The following is a 13,890-nucleotide window of genomic DNA, read 5'->3' as shown; positions in this document are numbered from 1 at the left end:
GTCAGGATTGTGAACGGGCTGCGGCAACTGTAAGAATCGCTCCGAACCGTGTCAAGGTATGCGCAGCGGGCAGGCCACCGCACGTACGCGACACGCGGGCACGACCACGCGGACAGCAAGCGCGGCCGGCAGGCCGATGTCTGAACGGGAGAGACATGCGAATTCTCATCACCGGTGCCGCGGGCGGCGTGGGCACCCTGCTGCGGCCCAGGCTGGCCCGGGAGGGACGCGTGCTGCGCCTGCTCGACGTCACCCCCGTCGAGCCCGGCCCGGGCGAGGAGGCGGTGACGGCCGACATCACCGACCAGGACGCCATGGTGAAGGCGATGGACGGCGTCGACGCCGTGCTCCATCTCGGCGGACACAGCACCGAGCACCCGTGGGACGACATCCTCCAGGTCAACATCAACGGCACGTACGTGGTGCTGGAGGCCGCACGCAGGGCCGGGGTCCGCCACGTGGTGCTGGCCAGCAGCAACCACGCCGTCGGGTTCCACCCCCGCACCGGCGAGGCCCCCGACTACCTCTTCCCCCGCCCCGACACGTTCTACGGCGTCAGCAAGGTCACCAATGAGGCGCTCGGCTCCCTCTACCACGACAGGTACGGCCTGGCGGTGACCTGCCTGCGGATCGGCTCGTGCTTCGAGCGGCCCCGCGACACCCGCATGCTGTCCAGCTGGCTGTCCCCGGACGACTGCGCCAGGCTCGTGGAGGCGTCGATCGCCGCGGAGGGCTACCACGTGGTGTGGGGCGTGTCCGCCAACACCCGCCGCTGGTGGTCGCTGGAGGAGGGCAGGGCGATCGGCTTCGAGCCGCAGGACGACTCAGAGGTCTTCGCCGCCGAGCTCATCGCCCAGTACGGCGAGCCGGATCCGGGAACCCCGCCGCACTCCCTGCTGGGCGGCTCGTTCTGCGGCCCCCAGCTCGACGTCGACAACCTCACCCGGGAGCGCTGAATGACCGGCACCGATACCGGTATCGACGCGGTGGTGAACGAGGCCGTGGAGAGGGCGGCGGCGGCGGGTGCCCGGTGGCGGGCCACCCCGGCGTCCGAGCGCGCGGGAGTCCTGGACGCCCTCTCGGAGGCGCTGCTGAAGCACGCCGACGAGCTGTGGCCGGTCGCCGACGCCGAGACCCACCTCGGCGAGGCCCGGCTGCGCGGGGAGATCGCCCGTACGGCCGCGCAGTTCCGGCTGTTCGCCGAGGTCCTGCGGGACGGCGCGTACGCCGACGCCGTCATCGACCATCCCGACCCCGGCGCCACCCCGCCCCGCCCCGACGTGCGCCGGATGAACCACCCCCTCGGCGTCGTGGCCGTCTTCTCCGCCAGCAACTTTCCCTTCGCCTTCTCGGTGGGGGGCGGCGACACGGTGTCCGCCCTGGCCGCCGGGTGCCCGGTGGTGGTCAAGGCCCACGAGGGGCATCCGCGGACCTCCGACCTGACCGCCTCTGTCGTACGGCAGGCGTTGCCGGATCCGGACCTGCTCGGGATCGTCCACGGGTTCGAGGCGGGGGGCCCGCTGGTGCGGCACCCGCTCGTGACGGCGGTGGGCTTCACCGGCTCGCTCGCGGGCGGGAAGGCCGTCAAGGGGCTGATCGACGAGCGGCCCGACCCCATCCCCTTCTACGGCGAGCTGGGCAGCGTCAACCCCGTCGTCGTGCTGCCGTCGGCCGACCCGGCGGCGGTCGCCTCGGGGTTCGCCGCGTCGCTGACTCTGGGCGTGGGCCAGTTCTGCACCAACCCGGGCCTGGTCTTCGTGCCGGAGGCGGGCGAGGAGGGGGCGGAGTTCGAGCGGGCCATCGCGGAGGCGGTCGCCGCGACCACCGGCGGGCCCATGCTCACCGCCAAGATCCGGGAGGGCTACCTCCGCGCGTCCGGGCGCCTGGCCGAGCACGCCGAGGCAGGCGGCGGCCTCGCCGTGCTGGCGAGCGGCGCGGCGGGCGGCGCCGACGGCTCGGTGGCTCCTCGGGTGTTCGTCACGGATCTGGACACGTTCGCGGACGGCCTGCCGGAGCTGGGGGAGGAGTGCTTCGGCCCCGCCGCGATCGTGGTGCGGTACCGCGACCCGGCGGACCTTCCCGCGATCCTCGGGCGGCTGCCCGGTTCGCTGACGGCCACCGTCCACGCGGTGGACGCCGAGGAGGCCCGCGAGGTCGTGCCCGCCCTCCAGCGGCTCGCCGGGCGGCTCATCTGGAACGGCTGGCCCACCGGGGTCGCCGTCTGCTGGGCGATGCATCACGGCGGTCCGTGGCCCGCCTCCACCACCCCCGCCCACACCTCGGTCGGCGCGGCGTCCATCCGGCGCTGGCTCACCCCCGTGGCCTACCAGGACTGGCCGGACGAGCTGCTGCCGCCCGAGCTGCGCGACGGCAACCCCCTCGGGCTGCCCCGCCGGGTCGACGGCCGCCTCGAAGCCTGAGCCCCGCACGCACCGGGCCGGCCGGCGAACCCTCAGGTACGCCGGCCGCCCCGCGTTCATGATAGATCGTCAGGGAGGCTTGACGTCAGGGTGATCTGACGACGATGCTGACGGCATGACCTCTGTTATGCCGTCCTCAGACGAGTTGGAAAGCCAGGTGACCCTCCGGACGGCGGTCGCCCGTTTCGAGGAACTGCGGGCCCGTGAGACTTTCGCGGACCCGGGAGACGACGAGGACATCGAGGGCGTGGTCGGCGGCGGCCCTCCGGCCCTCAGCAGGGCCGAGGCGCTGGAGCTGCTCGCGCTCGGCGAGGTGATCGCCCGCAAGGCGAGGTACGGCCGGCAGTTGTCCGTCCGCACCGCGCGCCGGGCGGGGGCGTCGTGGACGCAGATCGGCCTCGCCCTCGGCACGAGCAAGCAGACCGCCTGGGAGACCCACAGCCGATGGATCGATCAGCAGGCGGGGGACCACGGGACCATCGGGCACGAGGGCTTCGACGCGGCCGACACCGCCCGCGCCCGCGCTTTGGCGGGCGCACCCGATCAGGATTCAGTAGATTCCGGCGGGCAGGACCCGGCGTGACGGCGGACGAGGTCCGGCCGTTTCGTCTTGAGGTGCCCGAGGACCGGCTTCAAGACCTGCGTGACCGGCTCGCCCGCACCCGCTGGCCGGAGGAGCCCGCCGGCGCGGGTTGGGCGTACGGCGTCCCCGCCGACCACCTGCGCGCCCTGGCCGAGCACTGGAAGAACGCCTACGATTGGCGCCGCCACGAGGCGGAGCTGAACGCCTATCCGCAGTTCACGACTGTGATCGACGGGGCCGTTGTGCACTTCCTGCATGTCCGCTCACCGGAGCCCGGCGCCCTGCCGCTGGTGATGACGCACGGCTGGCCCGGCTCGGTCGTCGAGTTCCTCGACGTCATCGGGCCGCTCACCGATCCGGGCGCCCACGGCGGCGATCCGGCCGATGCCTTCCATCTGGTGCTCCCGCACATCCCCGGCTTCGCGCTGTCGGGGCCCACGGCGGACACCGGATGGGACGTGCCCCGCGTCGCACGAGCCTGGGCCGAGCTGATGCGGCGGCTCGCTTACGGCCGGTACGGCGCGCAGGGCGGCGACTGGGGACACGCCATCACCAAGGAGCTCGCCGCGGCCTACCCGGAGCAGGTGATCGGCATTCACCTCAACACCCTCCTCACCCGGCCTCCCACGGACCCGGAGGAGGTGGCCGCCCTCAGCGAGGACGACCGGGCGCGGCTGGACCGCCTCGCCGAGGCCGAGCCGGAGATGTCCGGCTACGCGCATCTCCAGGGGACCCGGCCGCACACGCTCGCTTACGCACTGACCGACTCGCCGGTGGGACAGCTCGCGTGGATAGCGGAGAAGTTCCACGAGTGGTCGGATCCCGACATCGTCATCCCGCGCGACCGGTTGCTGACGAACGTAATGCTGTACTGGCTCACCGGCACGGCTGGATCGTCGGCGCGCATCTACTACGAGACCTTCCATCCGCCCACTTCGCCGCGAGCGGAGCGCGTCGAGGTGCCGACCGGGGTGGCCGTCTTCGCGCGGGACGTGGCGCGCCCGGTGCGGCGCCTCGCCGAGCGCGACCACGCCATCGCCCGCTGGACCGAGGTACCCCTCGGGGGGCACTTCGGCGCCCTTGAATGCCCGGGTCCGTTCAGCGAGGACCTGCGGGCGTTCTTCCGCGGGCTGCGGCGGGTCTGAGCGGCACGGCCGTATGGCGTGCCCGTGGGAGCACGCCGTACGGGACGGGGGCGGGGCTAGGAGATCTCACCCGCGCCGGCGTGGCGGGAGACCTCCCGCCGGACCGACGAGGCCGGGTCGATGCCGGTGTGCAAAGTCGGGGTCCATCCGGCGTCCGGGCCGAAATCGGGGTCGTGCGCCGCGTTGTAGGTGGCGACGAGGTCGATCGGGGTCTCCTTGCCGGCGACGCGCAGCAGGTTGCCCGTCGCGGTCAGGGCGGTGCCGCCCCAGTCGTAGAGCAGGCCCGCCGGGTCGACGGCGCGGCTCAGCCGGAAGTAGTTGTTCTGCGCCACGATCTGTGACCGCACGCCGACGCCCAGCGCGTAGACGAACGTGGAGGCGTCCGGGATCTCGTAGTAGTTGTTGTAGACGTGCACCTTGCCGAACCGTACGCGCGGCAGGCGCTGGAGCGTGTTCGAGAAGTGGTTGTGGTGCACGGTCACACTCAGCTTGCCGACGTCCGTCGCCGGGTTGTTGGTGGAGCCGATCAGCATGGTCTTGTCGTGGTCGGCGAACTCGTTCCATGACACGGTGGCGAAGTCCGACCCGCTGGTGATGTCCACCTGCCCGTCGTGCACCTGGTACGGCCGGCCGAAGTAGAGCGGTTGCGCGGAGTCCTGGTTGCCCGCGTCGGTGAACGAGTTGTGGTCCACCCACACGTGGGTCGAGCCGGTCACCGAGATGCTGTCGTACAGGGAGTTCCAGTTGCCCTCGTCGCCGTCCGTGGGGTCCCACTGGGGGAAGCAGTCGGCGGCGTCCTCGAACCGGATGTTGCGGATGATGACGTTGTCGGCCTTGTCGACGTGCAGGTTGATGTGCCGGACGACGGCCCCGGGGAGGCCGGCGATCGTCGTGTCCGACGGCACCTTCAGCTTCATGTACGCGGTCTGGGCGGCCGCCGAGGCGGCCCTGGCGTCTTCCAGCGGCCCGGACGGCTCGGCGTCGCGGCCCCACACCGCCGGGTCGTACGCCGCGAGGTAGCCGGCGAGCGTGTAGCCGCCGGTCGCGAAGTCGGCGCAGGTCCTGCCGGCGTCGACGGCGCCCTTGACGTAGACGATCCGCGGGCCGGGGGAGGCGAGGGCGGCGACCAGGCCCGCCCGGTCGGTGACGACGTGGACGTTGCCCGCCGGGGCCGCGGCGCCGCCGGTGGTCCCGGTGCCGGCCGAGGCCCAGCCGTCGCCGGCGGGCAGCGTCTGCCGGCCCAGCTCGGTGCCCCGCGATCCGGCCGAGGCGGGGGCGGCCGTCGCGAGGGCCGTGGCGGCCGCCGCGAGCGCGAGGACGGCCGGGATGAGGGCGTTGGTGCGCATGGCTGTCTCCGTTCACGCGGTCGCCCACCGGGGGTGAGATGGGGGGCGGGAGCCCGGGCCGTGGCTTCCGCGATCTCACGCCGGGTCCGGCGACCGCTCCAGGTCTTCGAGCAGGGCGAGGCCGCGGCCGATCGGCTCGGCGAGCCCGTTCAGGCGCTCGGGAGCCGGGCCGGCGAGCGGCCGGCGGACGGGTCCCGCGTCCAGACCACGCAGGCGCACCCCCGCCTTCACGCTCCTTCTCGCCGCACGGCGTGACGGGCAGCCCCTCGGACGTCACCGGCAGCTCCCGACACGTTTCTGAACTGGATTCATATTCATGAACAACCGGACGGTACGACTCGGCCCCGCCGTGGTCAAGATGTGGGACGAAACGGGAAAGGCCGGTGATTGTTTCGAAAGGGACACGAGTCCTTGACAACCACGCGTGCGGAACAGCACGGTTGAGCCGTCCACGCTTGTGAACCTGGTTCAGAAATATGTTTCGCGAGGAGGTGTCCCGGTGGCCACGATGCGCCGCAGAGCGGTGCCGTACCTGCTGATCTCCCCGACGGTGGCGCTGATCGCGGCGTTCCTCGTCTACCCCATCGGCAGCGTGGCTTACTACAGCCTGCAGCACCGCAATCTGACGCGGCCATGGGCCGACGGCTTCGCCGGCCTCGACAACTTCCGTCAGATGCTGTTCGAGGACGAGCTGTTCTGGCAAAGCCTGGGGTTCACCGCGAAATGGGTCATCGTGGAGATCGCCCTGCAGCTGCTGCTCGGGCTCGCGCTGGCGCTCATCGTCAATGAAAGTTTCATCGGCAGGGGGCTCGCGCGGTCGCTGGTGTTCTCCCCCTGGGCCGTCTCCGGAGTGCTGACGACCGGCATCTGGATCCTGCTCTACACGCCGGGCACGGGCGTGCTCCGCTTCCTCGGCCGGCCCGAGACGGCCGTGCTCGGCAATCCCGGCACGGTGTTCTCCGCCGTCGTGATCACGGAGCTGTGGCGTGGCGTGCCGTTCTTCGCCATCCTGCTGCTCGCCGGTCTCCAGGGCATCCCCGGGGAGCTGTACGAGGCCGCCGCCGTCGACGGGGCGAGCCGGCTGAGGCGGTTCCACCACGTGACGCTGCCCCACCTGCGGGACGCGATCGTGCTGGCCACGCTGCTCCGCTCGGTCTGGGAGTTCAACAACGTGGACCTGCTCTACACGCTCACGGGCGGCGGCCCCGCGCAGGTGACCACTACGCTGCCCCTCTACGTGGCGCAGCGCGCGGTGGACTCCAAGGACTTCGGGTACGGCTCCGCGCTGACCATGGCCGGGTTCGTGATCCTGCTGTTCTGCTCCCTGCTCTACCTCCGGATCAGCCGGTTCGGGGGAGAGCGGTGACCCCGGAGCCCGCGGCGAGACGAGGAGGGGAGCGGCGGACATGAGCGCCGACGTCATCAGCCGGCCGCGATCGCCCGCGCTTCCGGCCGGGACGCGCGGGCGGCCCAGGCGGGACCGCGGCCGGGTGCTGCGGCTCTACCTGCCCCTCGGGCTGTACCTCGTCTTCACCCTCGTGCCGTTCTACTGGATGCTCGTCTTCGCCCTGCGGCCCGCCGGCTCGACCACCCCGGTGCCGTGGCCGATCACCTTCGACCACTTCGCCACGGTGTGGAACGACCTCGGGTACGCCGTGTTCTTCCGCAACAGCGTGGTCGTGGGCCTGTGGTCGCTGTTCGTCACGACCGTGCTCGCGGTCATGGGCGGCTACGCGCTGTCGCGCTACCGGTTCCGCGGGCGGACGCTTTTCATGGTCGTGCTGCTCTGCACCCAGTTCATCCCCGGCGCCATGATGCTCATCCCGCTGTTCACGATCTTCAAGACGCTGCACCTGATCAACAGCCTGGGCAGCCTGATCGTGGCCGACACGGTGTTCAACCTGCCGCTGTCCATCATCTTGATGAGCGGGTTCGTCACCGCCGTGCCGTTCTCCGTGGAGGAGGCCGCCATGGTCGACGGCTGCACGCGGCTGCGGGCCTTCCTGGCCGTCGTGCTGCCCCAGCTGCGGCCGGGGCTGATCGCCGTGGGCTCGTTCGCCTTCATCCACACCTGGAACAACTTCCTGTTCGCGCTGATGTTCGTCAGCCGGCAGGACAGCTTCACCATCCCCGTCGGGCTCAGCTACACCATCGGGGAGTACAGCGCCGACTTCGGGGCTCTCGCGGCGGGGGGCGTCGTCGCCGCCCTGCCGGTGGTCTGCGTGTTCGCAGTGGTCCAGCGCTATCTCGTGCACGGCATCAGCGCCGGCGCGGTCAAGGGATAGCACCCCCCAGGAGGAACCCATGAAGATGAGAATGGCCGGGGCGGCGCTCGCCGCCCTCGCCCTGGCCGCCGCCGGCTGCGGATCGGGCTCCGGATCGGAGGAGTCCGGCAAGACCACGATCACGTTCTGGGACAACAACGGGGGCACCCGCACCCCGATCTACCAGGAGCTGATCAAGCGGTTCGAGAAGGCCAACCCCTCGATCCACGTCGAGTACGTCGGAGTGCCGATCGCCTCGGTGCAGCAGAAGTACGACACGGCCATCGCGGGCGGGGACACCCCCGACGTCGGCGGGGTGACGACCTCCTACCTGGCGAACCTGGTGGGCCAGCAGGCCCTCGAACCGGCCGACGACTGGCTGGGCAAGAGCGCGGTGAACGGCAAGCTCGCCACGCCCATGCTCGACTCGGTACGCAAGACCGTGCCCGACGGCAAGCTCTACGTCGTGCCGAACACCTCCAACATGGACGTCATCTGGTACCTCAAGGACAAGCTCAAGGAGCCGCCGAAGAGCTGGGACGAGTTCTTCACCGACGCCGACAGCCTCACCAAGGCCCCCGACGAGTACGGCTACACGATCCGCGGCGGGGCGGGCTCCATCTTCCAGATCCTGGCGGAGATGTACTCCTACTCCGGGCTCACCGAGTTCTTCGACTCCACGGGCAAGAGCACGGTCAACGACCCGAAGAACGTCGAGTTCCTCACCAGGATGGCCGGGCTGTACAAGAAGGACACGCCCGAGGCCGACGTGACCAACGACTTCCCGAAGATGGTCGCCCAGTTCGGCACCGGGAAGATCGCGATGATGCACCACAACCTGGGCTCGTACAACGACCACGTCGAGGCGCACGGCGCCGACAAGATCGGCGCGTTCGCGCTGCCGCCCGGCCCCACCGGCAAGCACACGGTGGTCGCCAACCCGGTCGACGGCTTCGCCGTCTTCAAGAGCAGCGAGCACAAGGACGCCGCCTGGAAGTTCGTCGAGTTCCTGGTCTCCCAGGAGAGCAACAGCTTCTGGAACTCCAAGACGGGCCAGATCCCGGCCAACACCGACGCCCAGAACGACTCGTGGGTGTCCGGGCTGCCGCACCTGAAGACGGCCGTGGAGACCCTCAACGACCCCGCCACCGCCGTGGTTTCGCCGCCCTACTACCTGCCGCAGTTCTCCTCCATCACCAAGGCCGACACCGAGCCGCTCTTCCAGAAGGTGCTGCTCGGCCAGATGAAGCCCCAGGAGTTCCTCGACACCCTGGCGCAGAAGCTGACCGACGCGCAGGCCGAGTGGAAGAAGGCGCACGGCGGCTGACCTCCCCGGACCGGGCCGGTGCGTTCCTGACCTCGCACCGGCCCTCCCGGACGGCGGCCCGGCAGCGGGCGGACAGCAGAAGGGACGAGCCGATGGCGGTCGTCGAACGCGTCAGCGTCACGGTCTTCACCACGGTCACCAGGTCGGTGGTGGACGGGCACGGGCACCGGCACCCCGGCCCGCCGAGACAGGTCCAGGAGGCCCTGCTCACGGTCACCGACAGCGACGGGGCGAGCGGCCACTGCCTCACCCAGCCGGACACCGTCCGGGAGACCGTGATCAGGGGGCACATCGGCCCGGCGCTGCTGGGCGAGGACGCCCTCGACCGTGAGCGCCTCTGGCACGCGATCGCCCGCCGCCAGCGCGGCGCCCAGGGCAACCTGTCCGACCGCGCGCTCAGCGCGGCCGACCAGGCGTTGCACGACCTCGCCGGGCGCAGGTTCGGCGTGCCCGTGTGGAAGCTGCTCGGCGGCGCCCGGTCGCGGGTGCCCGCGTACGCGAGCACCATGTGCGGCGACGACATCCCGGGCGGTCTCGCCACCGCCGAGGACTACGCCGCGTTCGCCAAGGAGCTGGTGTCGCGCGGCTACCGCGCCATCAAGCTGCACACCTGGATGCCGCCCATGCCGTACGGCGTGGCCCGCGACATCGAGGCCTGCGCGGCGGTCCGCGAGGCGGTCGGCCCGGACGTCGCGCTCATGCTCGACAGCAACCACTGGTACTCGCGCTCCGAGGCGCTCACACTGGGCCGCGCGCTCGACGAGCTCGCCTTCGCCTGGTACGAGGAGCCGATGGAGGAGGCGTCGGTGCAGTCGTACCGGTGGCTCGCCGACCAGCTGCGGACGCCGATCCTCGGCCCGGAGACCTCCTGGGGCAAGCACATGGCCCGCGCGGAGTGGGTGGCCGCGGGGGCGTGCGACATCCTGCGCGTCGGCGTCGTCGGCTCCGGAGGGATCATCCCGGCGCTCAAGGCCGTCCATCTGGCCGAGTCGTTCGGCATGGAGTGCGAGATCCACGGCAACGGGCCGGGCGCGCTCGCGGTGATCGGCGCCACCCGGTGCGGTCACTGGTACGAGCGCGGCCTGCTGCACCCGCACTCCGACTACGACACCCCGCCGCCGCATCTGCGGTCCATCGTGGACCCGCTGGCCGGCGGCATGGTCGCGATGCCGGAGCGGCCGGGCCTGGGCGACGATCTCGATCACGACTACATCGCCGCCCGGACGGCCGCCACCTGGGAAACAGGTCCACAATAGGAGCGGCTGCCCAGAGGGAAACCGGCTCACAATAGGAGGCGGAACAGGCGGGTCAGGGAGGTAACACCATGGCGGAACCCGTGCCGCACGTGAAGTCGGCACTGCGGACGGTCGAGCTGCTCGACTTCTTCGCGCAGTATCCCGGGCTGCACAGCCTCACCGACCTGCAGGGCAAGCTCGGCTATCCCAAGAGCAGCCTGCACGCACTGTTGCGCACCCTCGTCGACCTCGGCTGGATCGAGACCGACGTCACCGGGACGCTCTACCGGATCGGCATGCGGGCCCTGCTCGTCGGCGCCACCTACATCGACGGCGACCCCGTGGTGCAGCTCGCCCACGACGCCCTCGACTGGCTGGCCGAGGCCACAGGGGAGACCGTCCACCTCGCGCGGCTCGACCACTTCGACGTCGTCTACCTGGCCACCCGGGCCTCCCGCCACTACCTGCGGCCGTTCTCCCGGGTGGGCCGACGGCTGCCGGCCAGCACCACCTCCCTCGGCAAGGCGATCCTGGCCACGCGGGACGAGCAGGAGGTGCGGGCACTGCTGCCCCCCGAGCTGCCCTCGCTGACCCGGCACACGATCGTGGACGCCGACCAGCTCCTCGTCGACCTGCGGCGGGTGCGCAAGCGCGGCTACGCCGTCGACCGCGAGGAGAACACCGAGGGGCTGCGCTGCTTCGGCGTCGCCGTGCACATCAGCGACCCGCCCCGCGACGCCATCAGCTGCTCGGTGCCGATCCCGCGGCTCACGCCCGAGCGGGAGAGGGACATCGCCGCCTGCCTCCTGGAGGCCAGGGACCGGGTCGAGCGGTCGGCGATGCGGTCACGCCGCGCCTACTGAGCACACCTACTGAACACGCCTACTGAACACGCCCGCCGGCCTGTGGCGTACGGGCGGGGTATGGGCGGCTCCGGCGTGCCTACCCCATTTCGGCCCGCCTCCGGGGTAACTTCGCCATCATGGCCACCCGTACGTCCGGATCGGGGTCCGGTAAGCGCCCGACGCCGCGCTCCGGGTCCCGTCCGGCATCCGCGAAGCGCCCCCCCGCGGGCTCCCGGGGCAGGGCGACTCCCCGGCCTGCCTCCGGACGTTCCGCCGGGCGTCCCGCCAGGCGTCCCGTCGCGACCGGCCAGGATCCGATCAGCTGGGTCTTCCTGATGATCGGCAAGCTGGTCATCGGCCTGTGGCTGCTGCTCGCGCACGGCATCGGGGGAGCGGCACGCGCCCTCGGCCAGGGCGCGCGCGACCTCGACCCGGTGCACCGCCGCGATGGGATCGGCCTGTCGGTCCTCGCGGGCGGCATCGTGCTCGCCGCCATGACCTGGCGGGAGACCAAGACCGGCGTGGCCCAGTTCGTCGACGCCGTGGTGCGCGGCACGGTCGGGTCGCTGACCTGGGCCGTCCCCGTGTTCCTCGGGCTGCTGGCCTGGCGGCTGCTGCGGCATCCCGACGAGAACGCCGAGACCGGCCGCATGGGCATCGGCTGGACCGCGCTGCTCGCCGGCCTCCTCGGAGTCGTCCACGTGGCGCACGGCACGCCGTACCCGTCGGGCGGGCCGAACGACGGCATGACCGCCGTGTCGGCGGCCGGCGGGATGGTCGGGTTCATCGTCTCCGCGCCGCCGTCGAGCATCCTGCCGGCGTTCATCACGATCCCGCTGCTCCTGCTGCTTTCCGGGTTCGGCCTGCTGGTCATCACCGCGACCCCGGTCCACCGGATCCCCGAGCGCTTCGCCGAGATCAGGCAGATGCTGTTCCAGCGGCCGGAGGAGGGGCAGGGCGCCGCCGCGCCGCAGAAGAGCCCGCTCAGGAAGCGGCCGAAGAAGAAGGACGGCGCGGACGGCCGCGAGGTCGGCGACCACGTCAAGCCGTACGACACGCCCGTCCTGTCGGAGAAGGACCACTCGCCGGAGATCGTTCCCGGCCTGGTGGACGACCTCCCGGGCGACCCGGACGCGGTGCTCGACGCGCCGGTGCCGGACCCGGCGGAGGCGCCGTCCAAGGGGCCCCTCCAGCCGCCGCTGCCCACCCCGGCGCCGCGCAAGGTCGAGCAGCTCGTGCTGTCCGCGCAGTCCGGGCCGTACACGCTGCCCGACCTGAACGTGCTGCGGCCGGGCACCGCGCCCAAGCCGCAGACCAAGGCGAACACGATCGTGGTGAACGCGCTGACCAGCGTGCTGGAGCAGTTCGGCATCGACGCGCAGGTGATCGGGTTCACCCGGGGCCCGACGGTGACGCGCTACGAGATCGAGCTCGGCCCGGCGGTGAAGGTGGAGAAGGTCACCGCGCTGACCAGGAACATCGCCTACGCCGTGAAGTCGGCCGACGTGCGGATCCTGTCCCCGATCCCCGGGAAGTCGGCGATCGGGGTGGAGATCCCGAACACCGACAAGGACCTGGTCTCCCTCGGCGACGTCCTGCGGTCGCAGGTGGCGCAGGCCGACCACCACCCGATGATCGTGGGCCTCGGCAAGGACGTCGAAGGCCGCACGATAGTGGCCAACCTGGCCAAGATGCCGCACATACTGATCGCCGGCGCCACCGGCGCGGGCAAGTCGACCTGCATCAACGGGCTGATCTCCTCGATCCTCCTGCGGGCCACGCCCGACGAGGTCCGCATGGTGCTCGTGGACCCCAAGCGGGTCGAGCTCAACACCTACGAGGGCATCCCCCACCTGATCACCCCGATCATCACGAACCCGAAGAAGGCCGCCGAGGCCCTCGAATGGGTCGTGGGGGAGATGGACCGCCGCTACGACGACCTGGCGGCCAGCGGCTTCCGCCACGTGGACGACTTCAACAAGGCCGTACGCGCGGGGAAGCTGGTGCCCCCGCCCGGGAGTGAGCGCGTCTACCAGCCGTACCCGTACCTGCTGGTGATCGTCGACGAGCTGGCCGACCTGATGATGGTCGCGCCGCGCGACGTGGAGGACTCCATCGTCCGCATCACCCAGCTCGCCCGGGCCGCCGGAATCCACCTGGTCATCGCCACGCAGCGGCCGTCCGTCGACGTCGTGACCGGCCTCATCAAGGCGAACGTGCCGTCCCGGCTGGCGTTCGCGACCTCGTCGCTGGCCGACTCCCGGGTCATCCTCGACCAGCCGGGCGCCGAGAAGCTGGTGGGGCAGGGCGACGCGCTGTTCCTGCCGATGGGCGCGAGCAAGCCGATGCGCCTGCAGAACGCGTTCATCTCCGAGAAGGAGATCGCGGAGCTGGTCGCGCACTGCAAGGCCCAGATGCAGGCCGAGTACCGCGAGGACGTCGCCGCACCCGCCGCCGCCAAGCGGGAGGTCGACGAGGAGATCGGCGACGACCTCGACCTGATGATCCAGGCCGCCGAGCTGATCGTGTCGACGCAGTTCGGCTCGACCTCGATGCTCCAGCGCAAGCTGCGGGTGGGCTTCGCCAAGGCCGGGCGGCTGATGGACCTGCTGGAGAGCCGCCAGGTGGTCGGGCCGAGCGAGGGCTCCAAGGCCCGCGAGGTGCTGGTCAAGCCCGACGAGCTGCCCGGCCTGCTGGCCGACCTGCGCGGCGGCTGATCCCAGCG

12 protein-coding genes are annotated in these 13,890 nt (G+C 71.3%); 10 read left to right on the top strand and 2 right to left on the bottom strand.

The window, feature by feature from the left end:
* Positions 1–155 precede the first annotated feature (155 nt).
* From AB0B72_RS27240 to AB0B72_RS27225, 4 genes are all read left to right on the top strand, one after another.
* On the top strand, positions 156–956 hold the full coding sequence (locus AB0B72_RS27240) for an NAD-dependent epimerase/dehydratase family protein (RefSeq protein ID WP_367741843.1): 801 nt from the start codon (positions 156–158) through the stop codon (positions 954–956).
* Positions 957–2,420: an aldehyde dehydrogenase (NADP(+)) gene (locus AB0B72_RS27235; RefSeq protein ID WP_367741842.1), complete on the top strand. Its 1,464-nt coding sequence runs from the start codon at positions 957–959 to the stop codon at positions 2,418–2,420.
* A 115-nt stretch (positions 2,421–2,535) separates the two neighbouring features.
* On the top strand, positions 2,536–3,003 hold the full coding sequence (locus AB0B72_RS27230; RefSeq protein ID WP_367741839.1) for a hypothetical protein: 468 nt from the start codon (positions 2,536–2,538) through the stop codon (positions 3,001–3,003).
* Entirely contained in the window at positions 3,000–4,148 is a 1,149-nt protein-coding gene (locus tag AB0B72_RS27225) for an epoxide hydrolase family protein (protein ID WP_367741838.1), read from the top strand. Before AB0B72_RS27230 ends, AB0B72_RS27225 begins: the two co-directional genes overlap by 4 nt.
* A 56-nt stretch (positions 4,149–4,204) precedes the next feature.
* On the opposite strand, the gene AB0B72_RS27220 is transcribed toward AB0B72_RS27225, so the two are convergent.
* On the bottom strand, positions 4,205–5,494 hold the full coding sequence (locus tag AB0B72_RS27220) for a polysaccharide lyase family 1 protein (RefSeq protein ID WP_367741837.1): 1,290 nt from the start codon (positions 5,492–5,494) through the stop codon (positions 4,205–4,207).
* Between the two features lie 75 nt (positions 5,495–5,569).
* Positions 5,570–5,725, bottom strand: a complete 156-nt coding sequence (locus tag AB0B72_RS27215; protein ID WP_367741836.1) for a hypothetical protein — start codon at positions 5,723–5,725, stop codon at positions 5,570–5,572.
* Positions 5,726–6,002: 277 nt separating this feature from the next.
* On the opposite strand from AB0B72_RS27215, the gene AB0B72_RS27210 reads away from it, so the two are divergent.
* The 6 genes from AB0B72_RS27210 (at position 6,003) to AB0B72_RS27185 (ending at position 13,882) form a co-directional block, all read left to right on the top strand.
* Entirely contained in the window at positions 6,003–6,860 is an 858-nt protein-coding gene (locus AB0B72_RS27210; protein WP_367741959.1) for a carbohydrate ABC transporter permease, read from the top strand.
* A 40-nt stretch (positions 6,861–6,900) separates the two neighbouring features.
* Complete coding sequence (locus AB0B72_RS27205) at positions 6,901–7,779, top strand: carbohydrate ABC transporter permease (RefSeq protein WP_367741835.1); 879 nt, start codon at positions 6,901–6,903, stop codon at positions 7,777–7,779.
* A gap of 19 nt (positions 7,780–7,798) precedes the next feature.
* Positions 7,799–9,085, top strand: coding sequence for a sugar ABC transporter substrate-binding protein (locus AB0B72_RS27200; protein ID WP_367741834.1), 1,287 nt, complete (start codon positions 7,799–7,801; stop codon positions 9,083–9,085).
* Positions 9,061–10,341 (top strand): enolase C-terminal domain-like protein, encoded by a 1,281-nt coding sequence (locus AB0B72_RS27195; protein WP_367741833.1) that lies wholly within the window; start codon positions 9,061–9,063, stop codon positions 10,339–10,341. The genes AB0B72_RS27200 and AB0B72_RS27195 overlap by 25 nt, the downstream gene beginning before the upstream one ends.
* Before the next feature lie 68 nt (positions 10,342–10,409).
* The gene (locus tag AB0B72_RS27190; RefSeq protein ID WP_367741832.1) at positions 10,410–11,183 is read left to right on the top strand and encodes an IclR family transcriptional regulator; all 774 of its coding nucleotides are present in this window, start codon (positions 10,410–10,412) and stop codon (positions 11,181–11,183) included.
* Between the two features lie 119 nt (positions 11,184–11,302).
* Positions 11,303–13,882: a DNA translocase FtsK 4TM domain-containing protein gene (locus AB0B72_RS27185; protein WP_367741831.1), complete on the top strand. Its 2,580-nt coding sequence runs from the start codon at positions 11,303–11,305 to the stop codon at positions 13,880–13,882.
* Positions 13,883–13,890 lie beyond the last annotated feature (8 nt).

This window comes from Microbispora sp. NPDC049125 (assembly GCF_040802045.1).
Classification (GTDB): domain Bacteria; phylum Actinomycetota; class Actinomycetes; order Streptosporangiales; family Streptosporangiaceae; genus Microbispora.
This window is presented reverse-complemented; position numbering and strand designations above follow the sequence as displayed.

Excerpts from the sequence above, each read along its gene's own strand:
- AB0B72_RS27200 (WP_367741834.1), top strand. The coding sequence starts at position 7,799 with ATGAAGATGAGAATGGCCGGGGCGGCGCTCGCCGCCCTCGCCCTGGCC.
- AB0B72_RS27185 (WP_367741831.1), top strand. The coding sequence starts at position 11,303 with ATGGCCACCCGTACGTCCGGATCGGGGTCCGGTAAGCGCCCGACGCCG.
- AB0B72_RS27210 (WP_367741959.1), top strand. The coding sequence starts at position 6,003 with ATGCGCCGCAGAGCGGTGCCGTACCTGCTGATCTCCCCGACGGTGGCG.
- AB0B72_RS27230 (WP_367741839.1), top strand. The coding sequence starts at position 2,536 with ATGACCTCTGTTATGCCGTCCTCAGACGAGTTGGAAAGCCAGGTGACC.
- AB0B72_RS27240 (WP_367741843.1), top strand. The coding sequence starts at position 156 with ATGCGAATTCTCATCACCGGTGCCGCGGGCGGCGTGGGCACCCTGCTG.
- AB0B72_RS27190 (WP_367741832.1), top strand. The coding sequence starts at position 10,410 with ATGGCGGAACCCGTGCCGCACGTGAAGTCGGCACTGCGGACGGTCGAG.
- AB0B72_RS27205 (WP_367741835.1), top strand. The coding sequence starts at position 6,901 with ATGAGCGCCGACGTCATCAGCCGGCCGCGATCGCCCGCGCTTCCGGCC.
- AB0B72_RS27235 (WP_367741842.1), top strand. The coding sequence starts at position 957 with ATGACCGGCACCGATACCGGTATCGACGCGGTGGTGAACGAGGCCGTG.
- AB0B72_RS27220 (WP_367741837.1), bottom strand. The coding sequence starts at position 5,494 with ATGCGCACCAACGCCCTCATCCCGGCCGTCCTCGCGCTCGCGGCGGCC.